22 protein-coding genes and 1 rRNA gene are annotated in these 21,424 nt (G+C 43.8%); 2 read left to right on the top strand and 21 right to left on the bottom strand.

The window, feature by feature from the left end:
* Positions 1-205: 205 nt before the first annotated feature.
* Both BK582_RS24235 and BK582_RS24240 read right to left on the bottom strand, forming a co-directional pair.
* Positions 206-1,773: ribosomal RNA gene (locus BK582_RS24235) — 16S ribosomal RNA — on the bottom strand.
* Between the two features lie 385 nt (positions 1,774-2,158).
* Complete coding sequence (locus BK582_RS24240; RefSeq protein WP_078597477.1) at positions 2,159-3,052, bottom strand: nucleotidyltransferase-like protein; 894 nt, start codon at positions 3,050-3,052, stop codon at positions 2,159-2,161.
* A gap of 166 nt (positions 3,053-3,218) precedes the next feature.
* Between BK582_RS24240 and BK582_RS24245 the strand changes: the two genes are divergently transcribed.
* Positions 3,219-3,569, top strand: a complete 351-nt coding sequence (locus tag BK582_RS24245) for a YgzB family protein (RefSeq protein ID WP_078597478.1) — start codon at positions 3,219-3,221, stop codon at positions 3,567-3,569.
* Between the two features lie 300 nt (positions 3,570-3,869).
* On the opposite strand, the gene perR is transcribed toward BK582_RS24245, so the two are convergent.
* From perR to BK582_RS24260, 3 genes are all read right to left on the bottom strand, one after another.
* Positions 3,870-4,307: a peroxide-responsive transcriptional repressor PerR gene (gene perR / locus BK582_RS24250; RefSeq protein WP_078597479.1), complete on the bottom strand. Its 438-nt coding sequence runs from the start codon at positions 4,305-4,307 to the stop codon at positions 3,870-3,872.
* 171 nt (positions 4,308-4,478) lie between these two features.
* On the bottom strand, positions 4,479-4,907 hold the full coding sequence (locus BK582_RS24255; RefSeq protein ID WP_078597480.1) for a PaaI family thioesterase: 429 nt from the start codon (positions 4,905-4,907) through the stop codon (positions 4,479-4,481).
* 17 nt (positions 4,908-4,924) lie between these two features.
* Positions 4,925-5,881, bottom strand: coding sequence for an NAD(P)H-dependent flavin oxidoreductase (locus tag BK582_RS24260; RefSeq protein ID WP_078597481.1), 957 nt, complete (start codon positions 5,879-5,881; stop codon positions 4,925-4,927).
* Positions 5,882-5,946: 65 nt separating this feature from the next.
* Here BK582_RS24260 and BK582_RS24265 point away from each other — a divergent pair, with 65 nt between their 5' ends.
* Positions 5,947-6,465, top strand: a complete 519-nt coding sequence (locus BK582_RS24265; RefSeq protein WP_078597482.1) for a gamma carbonic anhydrase family protein — start codon at positions 5,947-5,949, stop codon at positions 6,463-6,465.
* Positions 6,466-6,690: 225 nt separating this feature from the next.
* On the opposite strand, the gene paaX is transcribed toward BK582_RS24265, so the two are convergent.
* The 16 genes from paaX to BK582_RS24345 form a co-directional block, all read right to left on the bottom strand.
* Positions 6,691-7,557 carry a phenylacetic acid degradation operon negative regulatory protein PaaX gene (gene paaX / locus BK582_RS24270; RefSeq protein ID WP_244895474.1) on the bottom strand — a complete coding sequence of 289 codons (867 nt, stop codon included), beginning with the start codon at positions 7,555-7,557 and terminating at the stop codon, positions 6,691-6,693.
* 182 nt (positions 7,558-7,739) lie between these two features.
* Positions 7,740-8,516 (bottom strand): enoyl-CoA hydratase-related protein, encoded by a 777-nt coding sequence (locus BK582_RS24275; protein ID WP_177344655.1) that lies wholly within the window; start codon positions 8,514-8,516, stop codon positions 7,740-7,742.
* A gap of 19 nt (positions 8,517-8,535) precedes the next feature.
* On the bottom strand, positions 8,536-9,741 hold the full coding sequence (locus tag BK582_RS24280) for a thiolase family protein (RefSeq protein ID WP_078597485.1): 1,206 nt from the start codon (positions 9,739-9,741) through the stop codon (positions 8,536-8,538).
* Positions 9,742-9,761: 20 nt separating this feature from the next.
* A complete protein-coding gene (locus BK582_RS24285; protein ID WP_078597486.1) occupies positions 9,762-10,622 on the bottom strand; it encodes a 3-hydroxyacyl-CoA dehydrogenase in 861 nt (286 codons plus the stop codon).
* A gap of 114 nt (positions 10,623-10,736) precedes the next feature.
* Positions 10,737-12,263, bottom strand: coding sequence for an aldehyde dehydrogenase family protein (locus tag BK582_RS24290; RefSeq protein WP_078597487.1), 1,527 nt, complete (start codon positions 12,261-12,263; stop codon positions 10,737-10,739).
* A 54-nt stretch (positions 12,264-12,317) separates the two neighbouring features.
* Positions 12,318-13,091 carry an enoyl-CoA hydratase-related protein gene (locus tag BK582_RS24295; protein ID WP_078597488.1) on the bottom strand — a complete coding sequence of 258 codons (774 nt, stop codon included), beginning with the start codon at positions 13,089-13,091 and terminating at the stop codon, positions 12,318-12,320.
* Between the two features lie 125 nt (positions 13,092-13,216).
* Positions 13,217-13,993, bottom strand: coding sequence for an enoyl-CoA hydratase-related protein (locus BK582_RS24300; protein WP_078597489.1), 777 nt, complete (start codon positions 13,991-13,993; stop codon positions 13,217-13,219).
* Positions 13,986-14,291 carry an EthD family reductase gene (locus BK582_RS24305; RefSeq protein WP_078597490.1) on the bottom strand — a complete coding sequence of 102 codons (306 nt, stop codon included), beginning with the start codon at positions 14,289-14,291 and terminating at the stop codon, positions 13,986-13,988. Before BK582_RS24305 ends, BK582_RS24300 begins: the two co-directional genes overlap by 8 nt.
* 20 nt (positions 14,292-14,311) lie before the next feature.
* The gene (gene paaD, locus BK582_RS24310; RefSeq protein ID WP_078597491.1) at positions 14,312-14,815 is read right to left on the bottom strand and encodes a 1,2-phenylacetyl-CoA epoxidase subunit PaaD; all 504 of its coding nucleotides are present in this window, start codon (positions 14,813-14,815) and stop codon (positions 14,312-14,314) included.
* A 34-nt stretch (positions 14,816-14,849) separates the two neighbouring features.
* Entirely contained in the window at positions 14,850-15,671 is an 822-nt protein-coding gene (gene paaC, locus BK582_RS24315; protein WP_078597492.1) for a 1,2-phenylacetyl-CoA epoxidase subunit PaaC, read from the bottom strand.
* Positions 15,668-16,030 carry a 1,2-phenylacetyl-CoA epoxidase subunit PaaB gene (gene paaB, locus BK582_RS24320; protein ID WP_078597493.1) on the bottom strand — a complete coding sequence of 121 codons (363 nt, stop codon included), beginning with the start codon at positions 16,028-16,030 and terminating at the stop codon, positions 15,668-15,670. The genes paaC and paaB overlap by 4 nt, the downstream gene beginning before the upstream one ends.
* A 27-nt stretch (positions 16,031-16,057) precedes the next feature.
* Entirely contained in the window at positions 16,058-17,029 is a 972-nt protein-coding gene (paaA, locus tag BK582_RS24325; RefSeq protein WP_078597494.1) for a 1,2-phenylacetyl-CoA epoxidase subunit PaaA, read from the bottom strand.
* 126 nt (positions 17,030-17,155) lie between these two features.
* Entirely contained in the window at positions 17,156-17,950 is a 795-nt protein-coding gene (locus tag BK582_RS24330) for an ABC transporter ATP-binding protein (RefSeq protein WP_078597495.1), read from the bottom strand.
* Complete coding sequence (locus BK582_RS24335; protein ID WP_078597496.1) at positions 17,937-18,956, bottom strand: ABC transporter permease; 1,020 nt, start codon at positions 18,954-18,956, stop codon at positions 17,937-17,939. Before BK582_RS24335 ends, BK582_RS24330 begins: the two co-directional genes overlap by 14 nt.
* Positions 18,957-19,031: 75 nt before the next feature.
* On the bottom strand, positions 19,032-20,168 hold the full coding sequence (locus BK582_RS24340) for an ABC transporter substrate-binding protein (protein WP_078597497.1): 1,137 nt from the start codon (positions 20,166-20,168) through the stop codon (positions 19,032-19,034).
* 84 nt (positions 20,169-20,252) lie between these two features.
* Complete coding sequence (locus BK582_RS24345; RefSeq protein WP_078597498.1) at positions 20,253-21,392, bottom strand: Leu/Phe/Val dehydrogenase; 1,140 nt, start codon at positions 21,390-21,392, stop codon at positions 20,253-20,255.
* Positions 21,393-21,424 lie beyond the last annotated feature (32 nt).

The raw sequence follows: 21,424 nt of genomic DNA on the forward strand, positions 1-21,424 counted from the left end.
TCGGTTGCACTCATTAAAAGTTTGCACTTTTAATTATAACAACCGGTGATCATCAATCAGTTAATCGTTATCCAGTTTTCAAAGGGCAAAAGAATAACCTTCCTCTGGAAAGAGGAAAATCATTTTTGAGAGTATGACCTCTCAAAACTAAACAAAAAGTACCAAGCGAAGCTTTAAAAAGGTATGAGCCTTTTAAGCTCCTTAGAAAGGAGGTGATCCATCCCCACCTTCCGGTAGGGATACCTTGTTACGACTTCACCCCAATCACCTGTCCCACCTTCGGCGGCTGGCTCCAAAAGGTTACCTCACCGACTTCGGGTGTTACAAGCTCTCGTGGTGTGACGGGCGGTGTGTACAAGGCCCGGGAACGTATTCACCGCGGCATGCTGATCCGCGATTACTAGCAATTCCGGCTTCATGCAGGCGAGTTGCAGCCTGCAATCCGAACTGAGAGTGGCTTTATGGGATTCGCTCGGCCTCGCGGCTTTGCTGCCCTTTGTACCACCCATTGTAGCACGTGTGTAGCCCAGGTCATAAGGGGCATGATGATTTGACGTCATCCCCACCTTCCTCCGGTTTGTCACCGGCAGTCACCTTAGAGTGCCCAACTGAATGCTGGCAACTAAGGTCAAGGGTTGCGCTCGTTGCGGGACTTAACCCAACATCTCACGACACGAGCTGACGACAACCATGCACCACCTGTCACTCTGTCCCCCGAAGGGGAACGCTCTGTCTCCAGAGTTGTCAGAGGATGTCAAGACCTGGTAAGGTTCTTCGCGTTGCTTCGAATTAAACCACATGCTCCACTGCTTGTGCGGGCCCCCGTCAATTCCTTTGAGTTTCAGCCTTGCGGCCGTACTCCCCAGGCGGAGTGCTTAATGTGTTAACTGCGGCACTAAGGGTATCGAAACCCCTAACACCTAGCACTCATCGTTTACGGCGTGGACTACCAGGGTATCTAATCCTGTTTGCTCCCCACGCTTTCGCGCCTCAGCGTCAGTTATAGGCCAGAAAGTCGCCTTCGCCACTGGTGTTCCTCCACATATCTACGCATTTCACCGCTACACGTGGAATTCCACTTTCCTCTCCTACACTCAAGTCCCCCAGTTTCCAATGACCCTCCACGGTTGAGCCGTGGGCTTTCACATCAGACTTAAGAGACCGCCTGCGCGCGCTTTACGCCCAATAATTCCGGACAACGCTTGCCCCCTACGTATTACCGCGGCTGCTGGCACGTAGTTAGCCGGGGCTTTCTGGTCAGGTACCGTCAAGGTGCCGCCCTGTTCGAACGGCACGTGTTCTTCCCTGACAACAGAACTTTACAATCCGAAGACCTTCATCGTTCACGCGGCGTTGCACCGTCAGGCTTTCGCCCATTGCGGATGATTCCCTACTGCTGCCTCCCGTAGGAGTCTGGACCGTGTCTCAGTTCCAGTGTGGCCGATCACCCTCTCAGGTCGGCTACGCATCGTCGCCTTGGTGAGCCGTTACCTCACCAACTAGCTAATGCGCCGCGGGCCCATCTTACAGTGTTAGGAACAAGTCCCAACTTTTACAGCAGAACCATGCGGTTCTTCTGGTCATCCGGTATTAGCCCCGGTTTCCCGGAGTTATCCCAGTCTGTAAGGCAGGTTGCCCACGTGTTACTCACCCGTCCGCCGCTCATTCCACAGGCATCACCCCGAAGGGATCAGCCTGTTTCCTGCGCTCGACTTGCATGTATTAGGCACGCCGCCAGCGTTCGTCCTGAGCCAGGATCAAACTCTCCAATAAATTGAAACGAGTTTGATGTCTCTGACATCATTTAATTTGAAAGATTACTCTTTCGATTGACGGGATATTTAAAATATCCCACTTCGCTTGGCTTTTTGTTTAGTTTTCAAAGGTCAAAATGTTCAGCTGTCGTTTTTGGCGACTTTATTATCTTATCACTTACAAAAACAAAAGTCAACATCTTTATTCGATTTATTTTACGCTCGCTCTGTCGCTTTGTTACGGCGACATTTAATAATTTAACATTATTCATAACAAAAAGCAACCCCTGGTTTATAAAAAATAAATTAAACATGCAGGCATAGTACTATGCCTGCTAAAGCCGAAAAAACGTTACCTGCCTGAATCGCAGATTAAAATGTAAACAGGCAGTCATCTTCTTTTTCTATTTTTCTTCCTTATTATAATCATGCTGATTCAGCATATATTTCCGGTGAAAGATTTCCTTTCCTTTAGTTTCTTCTTTGATTACGTCCACATACCCTTTTTCCACAAGATATTCCAACATAATCGTTAGATCCAGGGAATAGTCATTAATGCTCAATTGCTGTTTAATTTCTTCTATAGACCACGGGGCTTCCTTTGTTTTCAATAAATCAAAAAGATGTGCGCTGCCGAGTTTAGTTTTTGTCATAAGCCCAAATTCATTAGCAATGAGTAACAGTTCCAGTTTTTTCTCAATAGACTCGTTCCCTTTTACCAATTCAGCATAAAGTTTATATATTTCGGGTTCAATATTCTTTACTTGCTCCCACACGGTTACTTCAGGATAAAAACCATGCTCAATAACTGAGAGCCTGGCAAGATGATGCAGCGCATGGACAATCTGATTATATGCATCAAGCATATGGCCTTGATGGAACAAAGCTTTACCGTCTGTAAAACGGCGTATTAATTTTGCAAACTCCACACCAGTTCTTATCCTTCGCTCTTCTGCCGGGAATTCAAGCAGCTGCTTTCTGAAATTAACTGTATACTCGTTTCTGTCAAAAATTACTCTGCCATTCATCAGCCAGTCAACAACTTTTCTGTTCGAGCTGGTTAACAGCCAGTTGTACAATTGATTTGTACTGACAATATGCATAGCTATTTTCTGCTCATTATATGTATAATGTTTTACCTCCCAAGGTGGTGTTGAATCTTCTACAATTATAAGAAGAACTACATCAAAATAATCAGTAGTTGAATCAAGTTTATTTCTGCTGTTTACAGCGATAATGCCAAGTGTATATTCTGCGCTGGTCCGATCCTGGTAGAGCTGACGCAACAAATCATCCATATAGTGACTCCTCCTGCAGTTATGTTATTGTTGGTGCCTGCTTTATTTTTACTGTCTATTTTACATGTTCGACGAAGCTAAAAAAAAACCTCCTAATTAGTTAAACAAAAGATGATGGTGATACGAAAAATTTATGCTATACTTTCAAGTTAGGAGGTTGTTTACTATGGGAATAAAATATTCAAACAAAATTAATAAAATCAGAACCTTTGCTCTGGTGCTGATTTTCGCCGGAATAGCAATTATGTATATTGGATTGTTCTTTCAGCAAAATCCGTTTCTTGTGACTGCTTTTATGCTTCTTGGTTTTCTGGCTATTATTGCAAGTACGGTTATTTACTTCTGGATTGGAATGCTTTCTTCAAAGACCGTTCAAGTTCAGTGTCCAAACTGTGGTAAACAGACAAAAATGCTTGGAAGAGTCGATGCATGTATGTACTGCGACGAACCATTAACTTTGGATAAGTCACTGGAAGGAAAAGAATTTGACGAAAATTATAACAAAAAAAGCAAATAAATAACCAAAAAATCTAACCAGCCGTTCTGGTTAGATTTTTTTAATTACTTAAGCAGAACAAAAGCGCAAGCGCCTTGGTCACGAGCGACACTCTTTACCTGCGACGAGTAACCGCAGACCCAAGCACTGGAAGGACTTTGACAGAAGCCGCTCTTTGGCTTCAGAAAAGGCCTGAAGTGACCTCGAGCTCGCAGGCGCTGGAGCTAGACAATACACATGGTAAGTTTCACTTATCCACATGGCGGAAATCTATAATTTTCTAAACAACAAAAAAAAGAAGCTGGTATGCCCCTGCTTCTCTTAATGTTGATGTTGTTTCTGGCATGACGGACACAGGCCGTATATTTCCATACGGTGATCACGGACTTTAAAATTAGTCACATGTTCCGCAAGTGTTTCCACTTCGTCTAATCCCGGATAATGGAAATCTACAATCTTTCCGCAGTCATCACAGATTACATGATAATGATCAGAAGTATTACTGTCGAATCTGCTGGAAGAGTCGCCATATGTCAATTCTCTAACCAGACCGACTTCTTTAAAGACACGAAGATTATTATATACAGTCGCCACACTCATATTAGGGAATTTCCCTTCAAGTGCTTTGTATATTTCATCAGCAGTAGGATGAACCTCCACACTGAATAAATATTCCAATATTGCATGGCGCTGAGGCGTCATTCGAACTTTGGTGCTTTTTAAAGAATGTAATGCTTCTTGAAGTCGATGGTTTTCCATTTGCTTCACCTCTTCCGAAAAACATTCTTACATTATAATATTTATAATTAGTATACAAAAAGCTTACGTTTTTTGTCAACATAAACACTATCTCTAAATAAGTATATTGTTTAATTGACAGCAAAATTCATCTTGTTTACTTGTAGTTTTTTCCATCCTTTATTTCCTTAATTATTCTTCATTATTAATAATCATTACAGAAGAATGGACCGTTGCTGCCAGTTTCCCGTTTTGTTTAACTTCTGCTATTAAATACGCTACTTTTCGCCCCTTCTTTTCAACCTTTGCTTCAACCACAGCTTCACCAACAGCTACTGGTTTATGGAAAGTTGTCTGCAGGTTAATCGAAAAAAAAGATTCGCTGCTTTCTAATAAAGAGGAGATGGCATAAGCCATAGTTATGTCAGCAGCTGAAGCAACATAGCCGCCCATTGCCACTCCTACCCCATTTATAAAGTTTTCATCAACCTGCCATACTGCTTCTGCTGAACCGTTCTCTGCCTTAACAGGCCGGATATTAAGCGTAATATCGCAGTTAGGGGGGGTTCTGTTTTCCGTCACTACTGTCACTAATTCGTTAGCTTTAAATGTTTGATTCATTATTTGACCTCCTTATATTAACGTATTCCTAACTTTGAGGACAGACCCTTTGCTGCCTCTTCGGCTTCAGCCATCATTCTCCTGATGAGCTCTGAAACAGGAGGAAGATCATCGACTATACCTGCTATCTGTCCGCTGTTTAAGTGGCCATCTGCTAAATTCCCCTGGATGGCACCGGAAATATGCCGGTCTTCATTCGTTAATTCGCCAAACTCTTCTGCTGTAACTCCACTTTCCTCTTTTTCAGCCAGTTTTTTCGCATACTCTGTATTGAGAAGTCTTCGAATCCTTCCGACGGTCCGGCCGACCACCACTGTGTCCGTATCGCTTGCTTCTACAATAAGTCGTTTATAGTCTTTATGTACAAGAGCCTCTTCCGTGGCAATAAAACGGGTACCCATCTGGACTCCATAAACTCCAAGAGAAAGCATCGCTGCCAATCCTCTACCGTCTCCTATCCCTCCCGCTGCAGCTACTGGAACAGAGACAGCCTTCACAAGCTGGGGTATTAGTGTCAGAGTTGTTGTTTCGAAATTCGAATTAATACCAGCAGCTTCATAGCCTTCCCCAACGATAACATCAGCTCCTGCCTGTTCCGCTTTTTGGGCCTGTCTCACTGAAGCAACGACACAAATTACTTTTACCCCCTGGTCTTTAAAATGCTTCGCCAGCTTCGCCGGGTTTCCTGCTGACAAAGATACAACAGGGATACAGTGCTTTTCCACAAGCTGCACAACTTCTTTTAAATAGGGCTGAACAGTGATAGGAATGTTAATGCAAAAAGGCCTGTCAGTTAATTTCTTTACGTCGAGTATTAGACTTTCTAATTCATCCGGGGCCATTGTGCCGGCTCCGATAGTGCCAAGGGCACCTGCCTGTGAGATAGCCCCGGTTAAAGGAGCATTGCTCACATTCCCCATTCCTCCCTGAATAATTGGATATGTAATGGATAATTTCTCACAAAGTATATTCAAAATATCACCTGCCGCAGAAAAAATGTTATACTTATTTTAACCTAATTAAATGAGGAGGTCCAGCAATGCTTTACCCTTACGGCGAAAAATATCCGAATGTTCCGAATAATGTTTTCACCGCTCCAGGCGTACATATAATCGGTGATGTGACAATTGGAGAAGAATCGAGTATATGGTTTAACACGGTGATCAGAGGAGATGAAGCACCTATCAGTATTGGTGACCGCTGCAACGTACAGGACAACTCTACCCTTCATAACTATGAAGAGTTTCCTCTGGTCCTGGAAGATGAAGTATCAATAGGACATAATGTTATCCTTCATGGCTGTACTGTGAGAAAGGGAGCTTTAATAGGCATGGGAGCGACCGTCCTCGACGGTGCGGAGATAGGTGAATATGCATTTATCGGGGCCAATACACTTATCCCTCCAGGCAAAAAAATTCCGCCCCGGACAATGGTTATGGGATCCCCAGGTAAAGTCATCCGGGAATTAAATGATGATGATATAAAACTTATCGAACTGACAATCAGCAGTTATCATGAAAAAGGGCAGAAATATTTGAAAGAGCTTGGCGGTAAATAAAAGCAAAATTGTTTTTCACCTCCTTCAGTACCTGGCTGAGAAAGGACCGATTCTTCAACTCATAAAGAAGACTCGCCGATTGGCGAGCCTTAAGGCGAAGACAGAGGCGTAGTTGCACTTACACTTTAGCCCTGAAAATTTTCTCTGCGCCGAATCAACTTCCCTGCTAAAATTTTATACTTTCTTAAAGTGAAATAAAAGCTGTCTTCGGCCGAAGACAGCTTTTTACTGGTTATTTGCGATAAAAGGGTGGTCCAGAATGTCATAATCTTTACTGATATTCGCCATTTCATTTCCTTCTTTAAAGATGCCTTCAAAAAAGCTGTTCGCAGGCTCAGCGAGTGTAACATAATAATCGGAAAATAAACTTGCCGCGGAGTCCCCCAGCCATTTTTCCGGGAGAAGTTCACCTGGAAGACCTGGATCGATGAACAAAAATTTGCGGTACTCGTGCACCAGGATAGTTCTTTCCACAAAACACTGTCCGTCCGTCATTTCTCCCTTATCAATTTTATTTTTCGCAATGACATATTTCTGGCTGTAATCCCTGATAAAGTGTTCGTACTTTTCATTAATCTCATCGATATTCCAGCAGTTCTGAACGAGGCCTTCAGGTTCACCAGGCCCTTTATAATCGGATACGAAGAAATTAACAAAGTCATGTATTTTATATTTGTCTATAAGCGTGTATACTTGCTTTTCCAGTTTGTTTGGCGAGATCCAGGTACTGTTGGAAAGGGAACCGAAACCGCTCCATATCAGCTCCTGCCTCAGTTCATCCCGGATGCTGCGTTTTGTTTCAGGAATTGTATACATTAAAATCCGCCATTTCCCATCCCAGGAATGTGGTTTGATTTTATAGATTCTTTCTGCTGCTTCTTCTATCCGTTCCTTGCCCATTTCAGTAAGAGAGTAATAGCTTTTGTTCCCTCTCTTTTCTGAGGCAATCCAGCCTTGCTTGTTCATCCTGGAGATTGCGGCTCTGACTGATTGTTCATTATGCCCGAACTCCTGCAAAACTCTTATTAAACTTCCTATCCATATTTCATTTCCATAATGGCGGATATAATCCCCAAAAAGTGTGAATATCATTGACCGGGTATTCAGCGTATTTTCCATCCTTCTGCACACAACCTTCTGTATCCGTGATTTTCTAAATTAAGGGTATATAATGAGAAAATTACAGGGCTGTCTTTCGCCCTGTATTCTCCGTATTTCTTATTCCTATGCCTTATTATACCAAATTAACACTGATTGACAAATCAGGGAAATGTCTATTCTCCTTTAAATTCCGGAGGCCTCTTTTCTGAAAAAGCCTTTAAAGCCTCAAGTCTGTCTTTTGTTGGAATGATTACTTCGTAGGCCTTCGCTTCCAGAGCCAGTCCTGTATGCAAATCTACATTGGTTCCCTGCAGCACGGCATATTTAGCCTGCTGTACTGCAAGAGGACCATTTCTTGTAATCCTGGCAGCAAGCTTTTCACACTCTGCCAGAAGTTCGTCTTTTTCTGTCAGAGAATTTAATATCCCAAGCTCCAGAGCCTTCTGGGCGGTTATTTTTTCTCCGGTCAGTATCAGCTCCATTGCTTTAGAAAGCCCTATCAGTCTTGGAAGACGCTGGGTGCCCCCGGCTCCGGGGATGATTGCCCAGCTAACCTCTGTCAGTCCCATTTTAGCTTCATCTGCTGCTATGCGGAAATCGCAGGCAAGTGCAAGTTCGAAACCACCGCCAAAAGCATACCCGTTTATTGCCGCGATCGTCGGCTGGGGCAGATTTTCAACAGCTGTGAAGACATCCCTGATCGCCTTTACATTTCTTCTTACTTCAGATTCATTTAATTTTTTTCTTTCTTTCAGGTCCGCCCCTGCACTGAAGGCTTTTTCTCCTGCCCCGGTAAATATAACTGCCCGGACTTCTTTATCTAAGTGGACTTTTTCCACAATGCTCCCAAGTGTTTCTAGAGTTTCATAATCAAAGCAGTTAAGCTGCTCTTCGCGGTTTAAAGTTATATAAGCAAGATGGCCCTCTTTACTGTATAAGACTTTTTTCATAAAAATCACTTCCAGTATATTATTCGGCGTTCTTTACGACAGCTGCAATTCCCTGGCCCACGCCTATACACATTGTAGCCAGGCCATATTCAACGTCTCTCTTCTTCATCTCGTATATAAGGGTTGTTAAGATCCTTGCTCCGCTTGCTCCCAGAGGGTGGCCGAACGCGATTGATCCTCCGTTAACATTCACTATGTCTTCACTAAGTTCCAGTTGTTTCATACATTCCAGGGACTGGGAAGCAAAAGCTTCATTCAATTCCACTAGCCCGATGTCTTTCGTTGTAAGATTCGCCCGCTGCAAAGCTTTTCTTGTGGCAAAAATCGGGCCAATGCCCATAATCCGCGGTTCAAGACCTGCCACAGCTGCAGTAACAAATTTGGCAAGAGGTCTAAGTCCAAGCTCCTTAGCCTTTTCGGCACTCATAAGTAATAATGCGGAAGCACCATCATTCACCCCTGAAGCGTTCCCTGCTGTCACTGTACCTCCTTCGAACAGCGGACGGAGTTTACCCAGTTTTTCCAGGCTTGTTTCAGGCCGTGGATGTTCATCCGCCTCCACAAATGTGACATTGCCTTTTCTGTCTTTTACCGGAACCGGAACAAGCTCTTCCTTAAAACGCCCTGCTTCCATTGCCTGTTTTGCCCGCTGCTGACTCTGATATGCGAAACGATCCTGTTCCTCTCTTGAAATACTGAACTGTTCAGCAACGTTTTCCGCTGTCTGAGGCATGGAATCAGTACCATACATTTCTTCTATTAAAGGATTTACAAATCTCCATCCGATAGTTGTATCGTATAAACGCATGTCTCCCCGGGGGTACTCAGATTCAGGTTTTCCCGTGACAAGTGGAGCTCTCGTCATGCTTTCTGTTCCTCCGGCAATATAAATATCTCCATGCCCGACAGCAATAGCACGTGCAGCATATGTAACTGCATCCAGCCCGGATCCGCATAAGCGGTTAATTGTTGTACCTCCCGCTTCTACAGGCAGGCCTGCCAGCAGTGCAGACATTCTTGCAACATTTCGGTTGTCTTCCCCTGCTCCATTGGCATTCCCAAGAACTACGTCTTCAATTTCAGATGGATCCAGTGCCGGATTTCTTTCAAGCAAGGCTTTAATAACAATACTTCCTAAATCATCCGGGCGGACCGTTTTTAATCCACCTTTATATCTCCCGATAGGGGTTCTTACTGCATCTACAATTACAGTTTCTTTAAGCATTTGCCTTCCCTCTCCTCCGGTTACACCGTTTCTTTCGTATAGTCGTATACACCTCTGCCGGTTTTACGTCCCAGCCGGCCGGCTTTTACATATTTCTCAAGAAGCGGGCAAGGGCGGAACTTTTCACCAAGCGTTTTATGAAGATACTTTAAGTTATTGAGCCTCGCGTCGAGTCCTACTAAATCGCCTAGTTCGAATGGTCCCATAGGATAATTAAGGCCTAGCCTTATCGCTTTATCTATTTCTTCAGGAGTCCCTACACCCTCCTGGAGCATATAAAAAGCTTCGTTTCCGACCATTGCACTAATTCGGCTCGTTACAAACCCAGGGAACTCATTAACAACTACCGTTTCTTTTCCCATTCTCTCAGATACCTCTTTTATCACCTGGACTGTTTCATCAGAAGTTTCAAGACCCCGGACTATTTCTATAAGAGGCATTTTATGCACTGGATTAAAGAAATGCATGGCGATTACCTTTTCCGGTTTGGTTGTGTAAGACCCAATTTCTGTTGGGCTCATTGTTGAAGTATTTGTGGCAAAATAGCAGTTTTCAGGAGCATATTTATCCATTGTTTCAAAGACACTTTGTTTAATTTTCTGTTTTTCAGGGACTGCTTCAATTACAAGATCTGCATTTACCACAGCTTCTTCAAGGCTGGTGGTAAAAGTTAAAGAAGCCTGAGCTGACTCGGCTTTCTCTTTGGAAATTTTGTTCCGTTCGATCCCTTTGACGAAAATCGAGTCAATTTCATTTTGCGCGCTCTCAAGAATATTTTCATTAATATCTGCAAGGACTGTACGATAGCCGCCTGCAGCTGCCACATATGCAATCCCCCGCCCCATTACGCCTGCGCCTATTACAGTAATCTGATTAATCATTCTTATCACCCCGGTCTGTTACTTGGTTTACTTTGGTAGAATTCTCACTGCTTAGTTCAAAGGCATGCAAAGCCCTGGCACGATGCCAGGGCTTGCCCTCGGTTTTGCCGGAGTTTAAACCCCGAACGGGTTGAGCGGCCGGCTGCCATGATAAGAAAGAACGCTCTTCTCTTCTGTATATAAATCAAGTGTTTCAATACTTAATTCACGGCCGAAACCGGACTGCTTATAGCCCCCAAAAGGCGTTCCCGGGAATGCGGAGAACGGGCAGTTAACCATTACAATACCTGCTCTTATTTGATCAGCTACACGCTTTGCTCTGCCGTGGTCAGTAGTCCATACAGCCGAGCCCAGGCCGTATTCTGTGTCGTTGGCCTGTTTAACAGCTTCTTTTTCATCGCTGAATTTCTGCACTACAACAACCGGACCAAAAATTTCTTCTCTTACAGCCTTCATATCAGGTGTAACATCGGTAATAATTGTTGGTGCATACCAGTGGCCGTTTTCAAATCCTTCAATATCAAGTCTTTTACCACCTTCCAGTATGGTGGCACCTTCTTCTTTAGCTGACTGGACGTAAGAATCAATTATCTCCAGCTGGTCATTGCTTATAATTGCTCCAAGATGTGTTTCCTTGTTTAATGGATCGCCAAGCTTCAAAGCTTTTGTTTTTTCAACGAATTTTTCCATAAACTCATCATAGATGCCTTCCTGCACATACAAACGGGAACGGGCTTCACATGACTGGCCTGTATTGTAAAAAATCCCGAATAAAGAACCTGCTACAGCAGCATCAATGTCTGCGTCGTCAAATACAAGGTTTGGCGATTTTCCTCCAAGCTCCAGGGTAATACGTTTCAAAGTTTTTGAAGCCTTCCCCATGATGTCTTTTCCGACAGGTGTAGAACCAGTAAATGCCACTTTGTCTACTTCCGGATGTTCCACAAGGTAATCGCCTACAACTGCTCCTGAGCCAGGAACGATATTCACTACTCCTTCAGGAACTCCGGCTTCATGGCAGATTTCTGTCAGTACAATTGCAGTAAGTGGAGTAAGGCTTGCAGGCTTAAGTACAACCGAACAGCCAGTTGCAATAGCAGGAGCAACTTTCCACGCTGCCATCATCATCGGGTAGTTCCATGGAATAATCTGTGCGCAGACACCAACCGGCTCGTTCTGTGAATAGTTAAAGAATCCGCCTGGGACGTTATTTACTTTCCCGCGATGTCCTACGATTGCACCAGCGTAAAATTCAAAATCCTCAATTGACTGCATAACCTGTCCCTGAGCCGCTGATAATGACTTTCCGCTGTTCAATACTTCGAGCTCCACAAGCTCATTGAATCTGGATCTCATAATTGAAGCAATTTTGTTAAGTACACGGGCCCTTTTCCCAACAGGATAGCGCTTCCATTTTCCGTTTTCAAAAGCATTTCTTGCTGCCTGCACAGCTCGTTCAGCATCGTCTCTCGTTGCTTTTGCTACCTCTGCTAAAGCTTCTCCCGTCGCTGGGTTATATGTTGTGAAAGTTTCACCGGAACTGCTGTCTGTACGCTCTCCGTTAATAATAAACTGGTAGAAATCACGCTTTACTTCCTTTGCTTCCATTACAGGCTTTTTTTGTCCAGTTGCTTGTGCCATTCTATCCCGCTCCTTTGTAGTAATCTAAGGTTTCTTCTTAACAGTTCATAGTTCCTATCGTCCGGTAAATTCCGGCTTTCTTTTTTCCCCGAAAGACTTTAATCCTTCCTGATGATCTTCCGTAAGGCCTGCTGTTCTCTGACCATATGCTTCCTTTTCCAGAACTTCCGGGAGGGTTCCTGTCCAGCTTTCATACATGTATCGCTTAATTAACCCCACTGCTTTCGTAGGCATTTTTGCAAGCCTTTCGGAAAAATCCCTTAATTCTGCTTCGAAATTATCCGCTGACACAGTCTTTGTGACTAAACCAAATTCTTTTGCATCAGCTGCACTAATTTTTTCCCCTAATACAGCCAGTTCCATCGCTTTTGCGTGCCCTACAAGCCTTGGAAGGTAGTAAAGACTTCCAGAATCCGGAATTAAACCGATATGAATGAAGGCTTCCACAAAGCTTGCTTTTTCAGATGCGATCCGGAAATCACATGCCAGAGTAAGGCTCATACCAGCTCCCGCAGCTACACCATTGACTCCCGCTATCACAGGTTTCTCAATAGAAGCAATTTTCTGAACCATGGGGTTGTACCTTTTCCTCAAAAATTCAGCGTGGTCCGTGTTTTCATCCACACCTGCCAAATCTTCCCCTGCACAGAAAGCTCTTCCTGATCCTGTTATAACAATACAGCGGACGCCGCTGTCCTTTTCAGCTGTATTAAGAGCCTTCGTTACTTCTTTATTCATTTCTTCCGTAAAAGCATTCAGTTTATCTGGACGGTTTAATGTCAGCCAGGCAACATTATTTTCAATATGATAAGTAATTGTATTGTACATAAGCACTCCTTTTAACCGTAAAGCCGTTTTTTAAAGGAATTCCCTGTCAGTTTACTCGAGCTTGTAACCAATCGTACAAGTGAACCTGGCAAAATGATGAGCAATTTTCCTGACTCACTCAGCTTCTACTTCCCTTTGAAATCAGGTTTTCGTTTCTCAATAAACGCCTTCATGCCCTCTTTTTGGTCCTCTGAGCCGAAGAGAAGGTAGAAATTTTTTCGTTCAAGCAACAATCCTTCTTCCAGGGTGGAGTCAGTTACTTTATTGACCGCTTCTTTGATCAGCCTCACTGAAAGAGGAGCCTGTCTGCTGAGCTTAGCAGTATATTTCAGCACTTCATCCATTAGTATTTCAGGGGCGACTACCTTGTTTATAACTCCGTATTGATAGACCTCTTTTGCACTCATATGTTCACCGGTCCAGAGCCATTCAAGCGCTTTTGCTTTGCCCATTGTTTTCGCCAGCCGCTGGGTACCTCCTGCCCCGGGCATTACCCCGAGATTAATTTCAGGAAAACCAAATTTAGCAGTTTCACCAGCAAAAATAAGGTCACAATTAAGGACGAGTTCAAAGGCTCCTCCAAGGGCATAACCATTAACTGCTGCAATAACAGGTTTTTTCACAAGAGAGATCCTGTCCCATACAGCGAACTGGTTACGGAGTTCCATTGATACAGGGGTGTCATCTGCCATTTCATCAATATCCGCTCCTGCGGCAAAAACCTTCTGGCTCCCTGTAATTACAATTACTCTTATATCTTCGCTCTGGTCATAACGTTCGAGTGCTTCCACAATCTCGTCAACCATCTTCCGATTAAGAGCGTTCAAAACATCAGGCCGATGAAGCTCGATGATTCCAGTCGCTTCTTCGACCCGTGTTTTAATAAATTCATAGTTACCCATTTACTTCTTCACCAATTAACAAAGTTACAAGACCTCCGGCAAACTTCATAAGGTCTTTTCCGGAAGCTTTAGCTTCATCTGTTTTCATAGCTTCCTTGTATGCGTCCATGCTGTCATAATACATGTCGCACTGAAGATAATAATCTGTTTCTCCCATTGGCGAACCGACGATTTTTGTTACTTCCATTTTACGGAGGCCAGGAATTTTTTCTGTAAGAGGAGCATGAACGTTGAAGTAATGTTCATCAAATGCTGCAGGGTTTTCCGGTTTTTTGTATAATGCAGTGAATTTTACCATTTAAATCTTCCTCTCTGTTTTTAAATATTTGATACTGGTTTCATAGCTTCAAAAGGATTCTTGCAGGAACGGCAGTAAAGAATGCTTCTGCAAGCTGCCGGGCCGAAAATATTCTCCATTGTCGTATAAGTGGACCCGCAATAAGGGCAGTCCACATGCCAGGGGTCTCCCTCCTTATGTTTGACAGGAGGCGGAGCGATTCCATACTCTTTCAGATTCTGCCTGCCTTCTTCACTAATTCTTTCTGTCGTCCAGTTTTCGTCGAATACAAATTCTACCTTGACCTCTTCGGCCCAGCTGATTTTACTCTGGACTGCTAATCTGATATCTCTGCTGATAATATCCAGGGCCGGACACCCAGTAAATGTAGGGAGCATCTTAATAACAATAACCTGACCATCTTCAATTTGTGCATCATAAAACATACCAAGCTCGACGACACTGACAGACGGTATTTCCGGGTCCTTCACCTCTTTAAGAGCTTCAAGAATCTCTTCTCTTACCTGCTGTACTTCATGCTGCATATCTTCCACCTCGCTTTACCCTGCGGCACTGGGTTTACCAGGCGGCAGCACGGTCAAGATTATAAACTTCTCCAAGAGTGTCAAGGGCCTGAGTAAGGTCCTCAGTATGAAATCCTTCTCTTCCGTTCCCGGATACTGCCCCGGGAGCTCCCTCCGGCATTACTGCCCCTGCTGCTTTAAAAGCAGACCCAACCTGTTTAAGCCATTGTTCGGTTAATGTTTTTTCGTCCCCGATCAGCTCGAATTCTGCCATTTTTTCTCCCGATGGTCCAAGTGATAAGACATCGCCAAAATCCTGCCATACCCGTTCAACCTGTATATTCATTCTTTCAGCAGCTTCCGGTGTACTGGACAGAAGCTGAGTAAACCATACTTCCCAGTGCTTGAGATGGAAATATTGCTCTCTTCCTATACTCTTAGCGACATTAGCAAGCGGGCTGTAAGATGACTGCTTTAAAGAATCAATCCTGACTTTTTTCGCAGCCTCATAAAAGTAATTCCTGACTACAGTGAAAGCCCAGTCATACCTCGGTTCATCCATATATCCGCCTTCGCCGTTTTTTTCTTCAAGAATAACTGCATTCTTCCTCTCCTCTTTTGGCCTGGCGTGGGCAAGTTCGTCCGCCGTGCCTTCGCCAAGTTCCTCAAGGAGTTTATAATACATAGTGGCGTGCCCCATTGTATTCTGAGTAATAGAGGAAAAGGCTACGTCTTCCTCAATATGCGGGCAGAGTCCCAGCCACTCGGAACCCCTGAAAGACAATACAAAATCATCGTCCCCCAGTTGATAAAGCAGTTCAGCAAGCACTTGTTTATATGCCTGATCGGTTATTTCCCCAGCTGATTTGATACTCATTTTCCAACCCCCTTAGCCCAGGAGAGTATCTCTTTCTCGTCAAACATTTCCTGTTCTTTTTCACGCCACTTTTTCTTAAGATAGCCGTATCCCTTTGTATTACGGTAATCTTTATTATCAAGACGGTACAGCATCTCCCTGTCCTCCGGCTTCACGGCTGTTATATCCGAACGCTTAACGACCCATAAGTCACTGACAGGTTCTCTTCTCATAAAGTTTTCCTGCGCCATCATCAGGGCCAGTTCCGCGTTTGGAGCCAGTAAGGTATACTGCTCGGTCATATGTCCGTTTGGATTTTTTTTACTAAAAACAACAAACTCCTCATAAAACAAATCGATATTTTCCCTGTTTGTATCCATGCTTCTCCCTCCTTCGCTATTTTTTTATCAGACAGCCGAAATGTTTCTTCTCGCGCCCAGGGCTTCTCTGACCCATGCGTTATTTTCGTGGGAAATCCTTCTGAGCTGCAGTCTTTCTTTGGATCTTGGCCCGTTGTTAGAAATTATTTGTTTAAACTCATTCCAGTCAGGCTGCTGATAAATCCATGTTTCATTTTCTTCGTCATAGCGAATTGTTTCGTCAGGGATAGTCAGCCCCAGAGACAATATCCTTGGCACATATTTAGTGAAAAAATGTTGTCTCAGTTCCTCATTTGTATTTTTACGAATCTTATATTTGATTGTGGTGTCCTGTTTTGAAGACCCTGTTGTATTGGCTGATGCAGGCCCGAAGAACATCAGCAGTGCCGGCCACCAGCGGTTAAGCGCTTCCTGGATCAGTTCTTTCTGCTGATCTGTTCCTTCAGCTAGCGCCATAATAATCGCTTCTCCGTGCTGAGCATGGAATACTTCCTCTGCACAAATTCTTTTCAGTGCTCTTGCGTAAGGACCATAAGATGAATCTAGCATATTTGTCTGAGTGATGATTGCCGCGCCATCTACAAGCCATCCTACGATTCCTGCGTCCGCCCACGTCTTTGTTTCCATATGGAAAACATTATGAAACTTTAATCTGCCGCTTAATAAATCTTCCATAATATCTTCACGATTCTTTCCTAATGGTGCCATCAAATCTTCTGCAACACGAAGGAGAAGCTGACCGTGCCCCATTTCGTCCTGCACTTTTGCCATAATTCCCAGCTTCCTGTGTAAGGACGGAGCCTTCGGGGTCCACTCCTTCTCTGGCAGCGCTCCCATTATTTCACTAATGCCGTGCATAGAAATAAGCTTAATCAATGCATTCCTGTAGTCATCAGGCATCCAGTCGTCTGCTTCGATTTTTCCTCCGGCCTCAATTTTCTCCATAAACTGTTGGTACTTCTGCTGGTCAACCTGATTATCGTACGTCGCATCAACCATTTTAAATCACGCCTCCTACGTATAACGTATTTATAACGTAATTATAGTATAAAGTCATACGATTGGCAATAAAAATTAAATATTCTGTCTTTAATGGTTGTTGCAGTCCGGGATACAGCCCTGTTTTTATGCGAGAACGGCCCTGTCACTCTCCATCTTTTTGCCTCGTAAACGCTGGAATTCCTGCAGAAGTTTCTCGATAGTAAGTTTTTGTTTTTCCTCTCCCTCTACATCGAGGATAATCTGGCCGCTGTCCATCATGACCAGGCGGTTACCTAAGTCCAGAGCCTGCTGCATATTATGGGTAACCATCAGAGTAGTGAGATTGAACTTACTGACAATTTCATCCGTCAGGTTTGTAATCAGTTCAGCACGGGCCGGGTCCAGGGCTGCCGTATGCTCATCCAGGAGAAGTATTTCCGGCTCTGTAAAAGTTGCCATTAGAAGAGATAAAGCCTGTCTTTCCCCTCCTGAAAGCAGCCCTACTTTAGCGTTAATACGGTTTTCAAGCCCGAGATTCAGTGTTTCAAGATATTCCTTGAACAACTGGCGTCTTTTCTTGTTAACACCAAGCTTTAACGTTCTTTTTTTATTTCTTGAAAAAGCCATTGCTAAATTTTCCTCAATAGTCATACTTGGCGCTGTTCCAGCCATTGGATCCTGAAAAACCCTTCCGATAAAGGCTGCGCGCTTATATTCAGGCATATGGGTGACATTCTTGCCATTTATCTCAATATCGCCTACATCTGTAATCAGTGACCCTGAAATAGAGTTCATCATCGTGGATTTCCCTGCTCCATTACTGCCTATTACTGTAAGAAAATCACCCTTTTTTAATTCCACATTAATGTTCTGAAGAGCTTTTTTCTCATCCGGGGTCCCTTCGTTAAAAGTAATACTGACATTTTTAAGGTGCAGCACTGCTCTTCACTCCTCCGCTTTCATTTTCAAAGGCGAGTCTCTTTGTAAGCTCTTCTCTCTTCCGAAGCCGCCTCTTTTTATCCCGTCTTGACTCCAGAATCTTTGGAGCTACCAGTGCTGCAATAACAATAACTGCTGTGATGACTTTCATATCTCCTGCTTCGAGAAAATCTACTCTTAATGCGAAGGTCACGGCAATACGATAAATGATAGCCCCGCCGATAACAGCTAATGTTGCCCTTGCTATCGTTTTTGCCCCGAATAAAGCTTCACCAATGATTACAGACGCAAGCCCGATGATAATCATTCCGATTCCCATCCCCACATCAGCGAAACCACCATGCTGTGCAATCAGAGAACCTGACAAAGCAACCATCGCGTTCGAAATTCCAATTCCAAGGATAATAAGCCAGTCTGTATTGGCAGAAAAACTTCTGATCATTCGTTTGTTATCACCTGTGGCCCTGATCGCAAGCCCGGTTTCAGTTTTCAGGAAATAATCTGTTAAGAACTTGATTGTGAAAGTAACGAAGATCATTACAATTAATACAGCCCATGTTCTCGGTAATTGTGTTGCTCCGAAAATACCAAGGATTGGATTGAAAACAGAATCAAGACCAAGATTCTGCCAGAAGGCTGTTAATTTAGAAAAAATAGTTTCTTCGTTAAGCAGGGGAATGTTCGGTCTTCCCATTATCCGCAAGTTAATGGAGTATAGGGCGATCATCATTAAGATACCTGATAATAGAGGATTGATTTTACCTTTCGTATGGAGTACTCCGGTAATACAACCAGCAAGAAACCCTGCGATCACTGCTGCAAGTGTAGCCGTCAGCGGAGAATAGCCATTAATAATCATCAGAGCGGCAACAGCTGCTCCAGTTACAAAACTCCCGTCCACTGTTAAGTCCGGAAAGTCCAGAACTCTGAACGATAAATAAACACCTAATGCCATGAGAGCGTATATAATCCCTGATTCAAATGAACCAAATAGGGAGATCATCATTTTAAAATCACCAGCCTTCCAAAAAAAGAGATAGTCATGCGCTTCTGTTACAAGAAGCGCATGAGCATCTTCTGATTACTCACTTTCTACAAACTCAGCAATGCTGTCCCATTCGCCATCCCATTCAACACCTTGCTGTTCTGCAGCTTCTTTGTTAATCATCAGCTGCATTTCAGGAGGATCTTCTACAGGGAAGTCAAGTGTTGTTTTTTCGCCTTTTAATATTTCTGCAGCCATTTCTCCTGCTCGGTATCCGATCGTGAAGTAATCAATACCATAGGATGCAAAACCGCCCCGTCCGAGGGAGTCTGGTTCTCCGACAACTAAAGGAATGTCGTGGTCGTTCGCAGTTGCTACTACAGTTTCAAGAGCGGAAACTACAGTGTTGTCCGTTACAATATAGAAAACGTCAATATCACCAGCAAGTGAATCAGCGGCCTGCTGAACTTCAGCAGAAGTAGATACGCTTCGTGTCACCAATGATAAGCTTGTTCCGTCGATTGCTTCTTCCAGAGTCTCAATCTGAGCAACACTGTTTTGCTCTCCTGAGTTATAGATCGTCCCAATTGTGGAATCCGGGAAATAAGTTTCAATGAAATCAACAGTCATTGGTATTGCTTCCGGATGCAGATCCTGAACCCCGGTAATATTCTCACCTGGCTCATCAAGAGCTGTAACAAGGCCCGCTCCGACTGCATCAGTTACAGATGTGAAAACAATCGGAATATCGCCTGTTGCATTAAGTGCCGCGAGGGAACTTGGAGTAGAGTTTGCAAAAATCATATCGACTCCATCGCCGACAAAGTTATTAGCGATTGTATTTGCGTTGTTCTGGTCACCCTGTGCGCTCTGGAAATTATAAGATACGTTTTCTCCTTCCACGTAGCCGTTATCAGCAAGAGCTGATTTAAACCCTTCAAAGGCTGCGTCAAGGGATGGGTGTTCCACAATCTGAGTTGCGCCAATCTTCACTTCTTCAAGTTCACCGGCTGCTTCTTCATTGCCATTATCATTGTTGTCTGCGGCATTATTTTCACCGTTATTAGCGGCATTTTCTTCATTGTTATTGTTGTTCTCCGCTGCTGCCGCTTCCCCGTTGCCGTCAGCGTCATTGTTTCCTTCTGCTCCATCCGTGTCGTCTGCACCGCATCCTGCAAGAACCATCACACTAAGTAATCCTGCCCCCATAAATTTCAACAGCTTCTGATACATTTTTTCTCCTCCTTGGTCAATCGTTTTATTGTATATTTGTTTCTCCCGTAGAGATAACAAAGTATAACCTTCTCTCCATGCTTATTAATGCCTGATATCCCATTTAGGCCGTCTGTTATGAAGGAAAAAGCTGTTTTGTCTTTTACGGCTTTCAATTCTTTCTTCACACATGCGATTTGCAGCTTCCACGGTTGTAAGCTTGTTTCGTTCAGCGCTGCTGAATACTTCCGTGAGAGAATAATAGATAGCTTTTGTCTTAGCTAAAACCCTTTCTTTATTAGAATCGTATAATTCATCGGAAACCTGAATGAGGCCGCCGCTGTTTGTTATATAATCCGGAGCATAAAGAATTCCTCTGTTCTGCAGTTTTTCACCCATCTTCTGGTGAAGGAGCTGATTATTTGCTGAACCAGCTACAGCTCTGACCTTTAATCTTTCTATCGTTTCCTCGTTAATAATGCCTCCGACAGCACAAGGTACAAATACATCTGCCTCTGCAGAATATATTTCATCCCCTTTGAGTATTTTTACTTGTGTGCCAGTTTCCTTACCTTTCAATGTTATTTTTTCCAGGAGCCGATCATCAAGATCGGAAACAAACAGATCTGCACCATCTTCCAGAAGCTGTTCAGCCACCTTATAACCAACTTTTCCAAGTCCCTGAATTGCATAACTTCTCCCGGCAAGACTGTCGTTTCCAAAAAGGGTTTTGTTCGTCGCTTTCAGGGCATACATAACACCCATTGCAGTTGGAACAGAAGAGTCCCCGCTTCCTCCATATATCTCAGGGGTTCCTACAATACAATTTGTTTCTTTAAGTGCATGCACAAAATCGTCCATAGTCGTGCCCATGTCGGTTCCTGTGTAAAAACGCCCGTTCAGTGAATCTACAAACTTGCCGAACGCCCTGAACATTTCCGGTGATTTATCAGTAGCCGGGTCTCCGATAATAACGGATTTTCCTCCTCCGAAATCCACATCTGCAGCAGCACATTTATAAGTCATCCCCTTTGCAAGCCTGAGGACATCTTCCAGTGCCTCCGCCATCGTAGGATACGGCTGCATCCGGCAGCCCCCGATCGCTGGTCCGGCTGCTGTATTATGAATTGCTATTATGGCTCTTAGTCCAGTGTCCTGATCATTGCAGAATACCACCTGTTCAAATTCGGAAAATTCAGTTAAAATTTCTGACTTTAAGCCCATGGGATACTCAAGTAAGCTCATTGCTATACCTCCATTTTTTGCTGATATATACT

Source organism: Evansella clarkii, assembly GCF_002019695.1.
GTDB classification, from domain to species: domain Bacteria; phylum Bacillota; class Bacilli; order Bacillales; family Salisediminibacteriaceae; genus Evansella; species Evansella clarkii.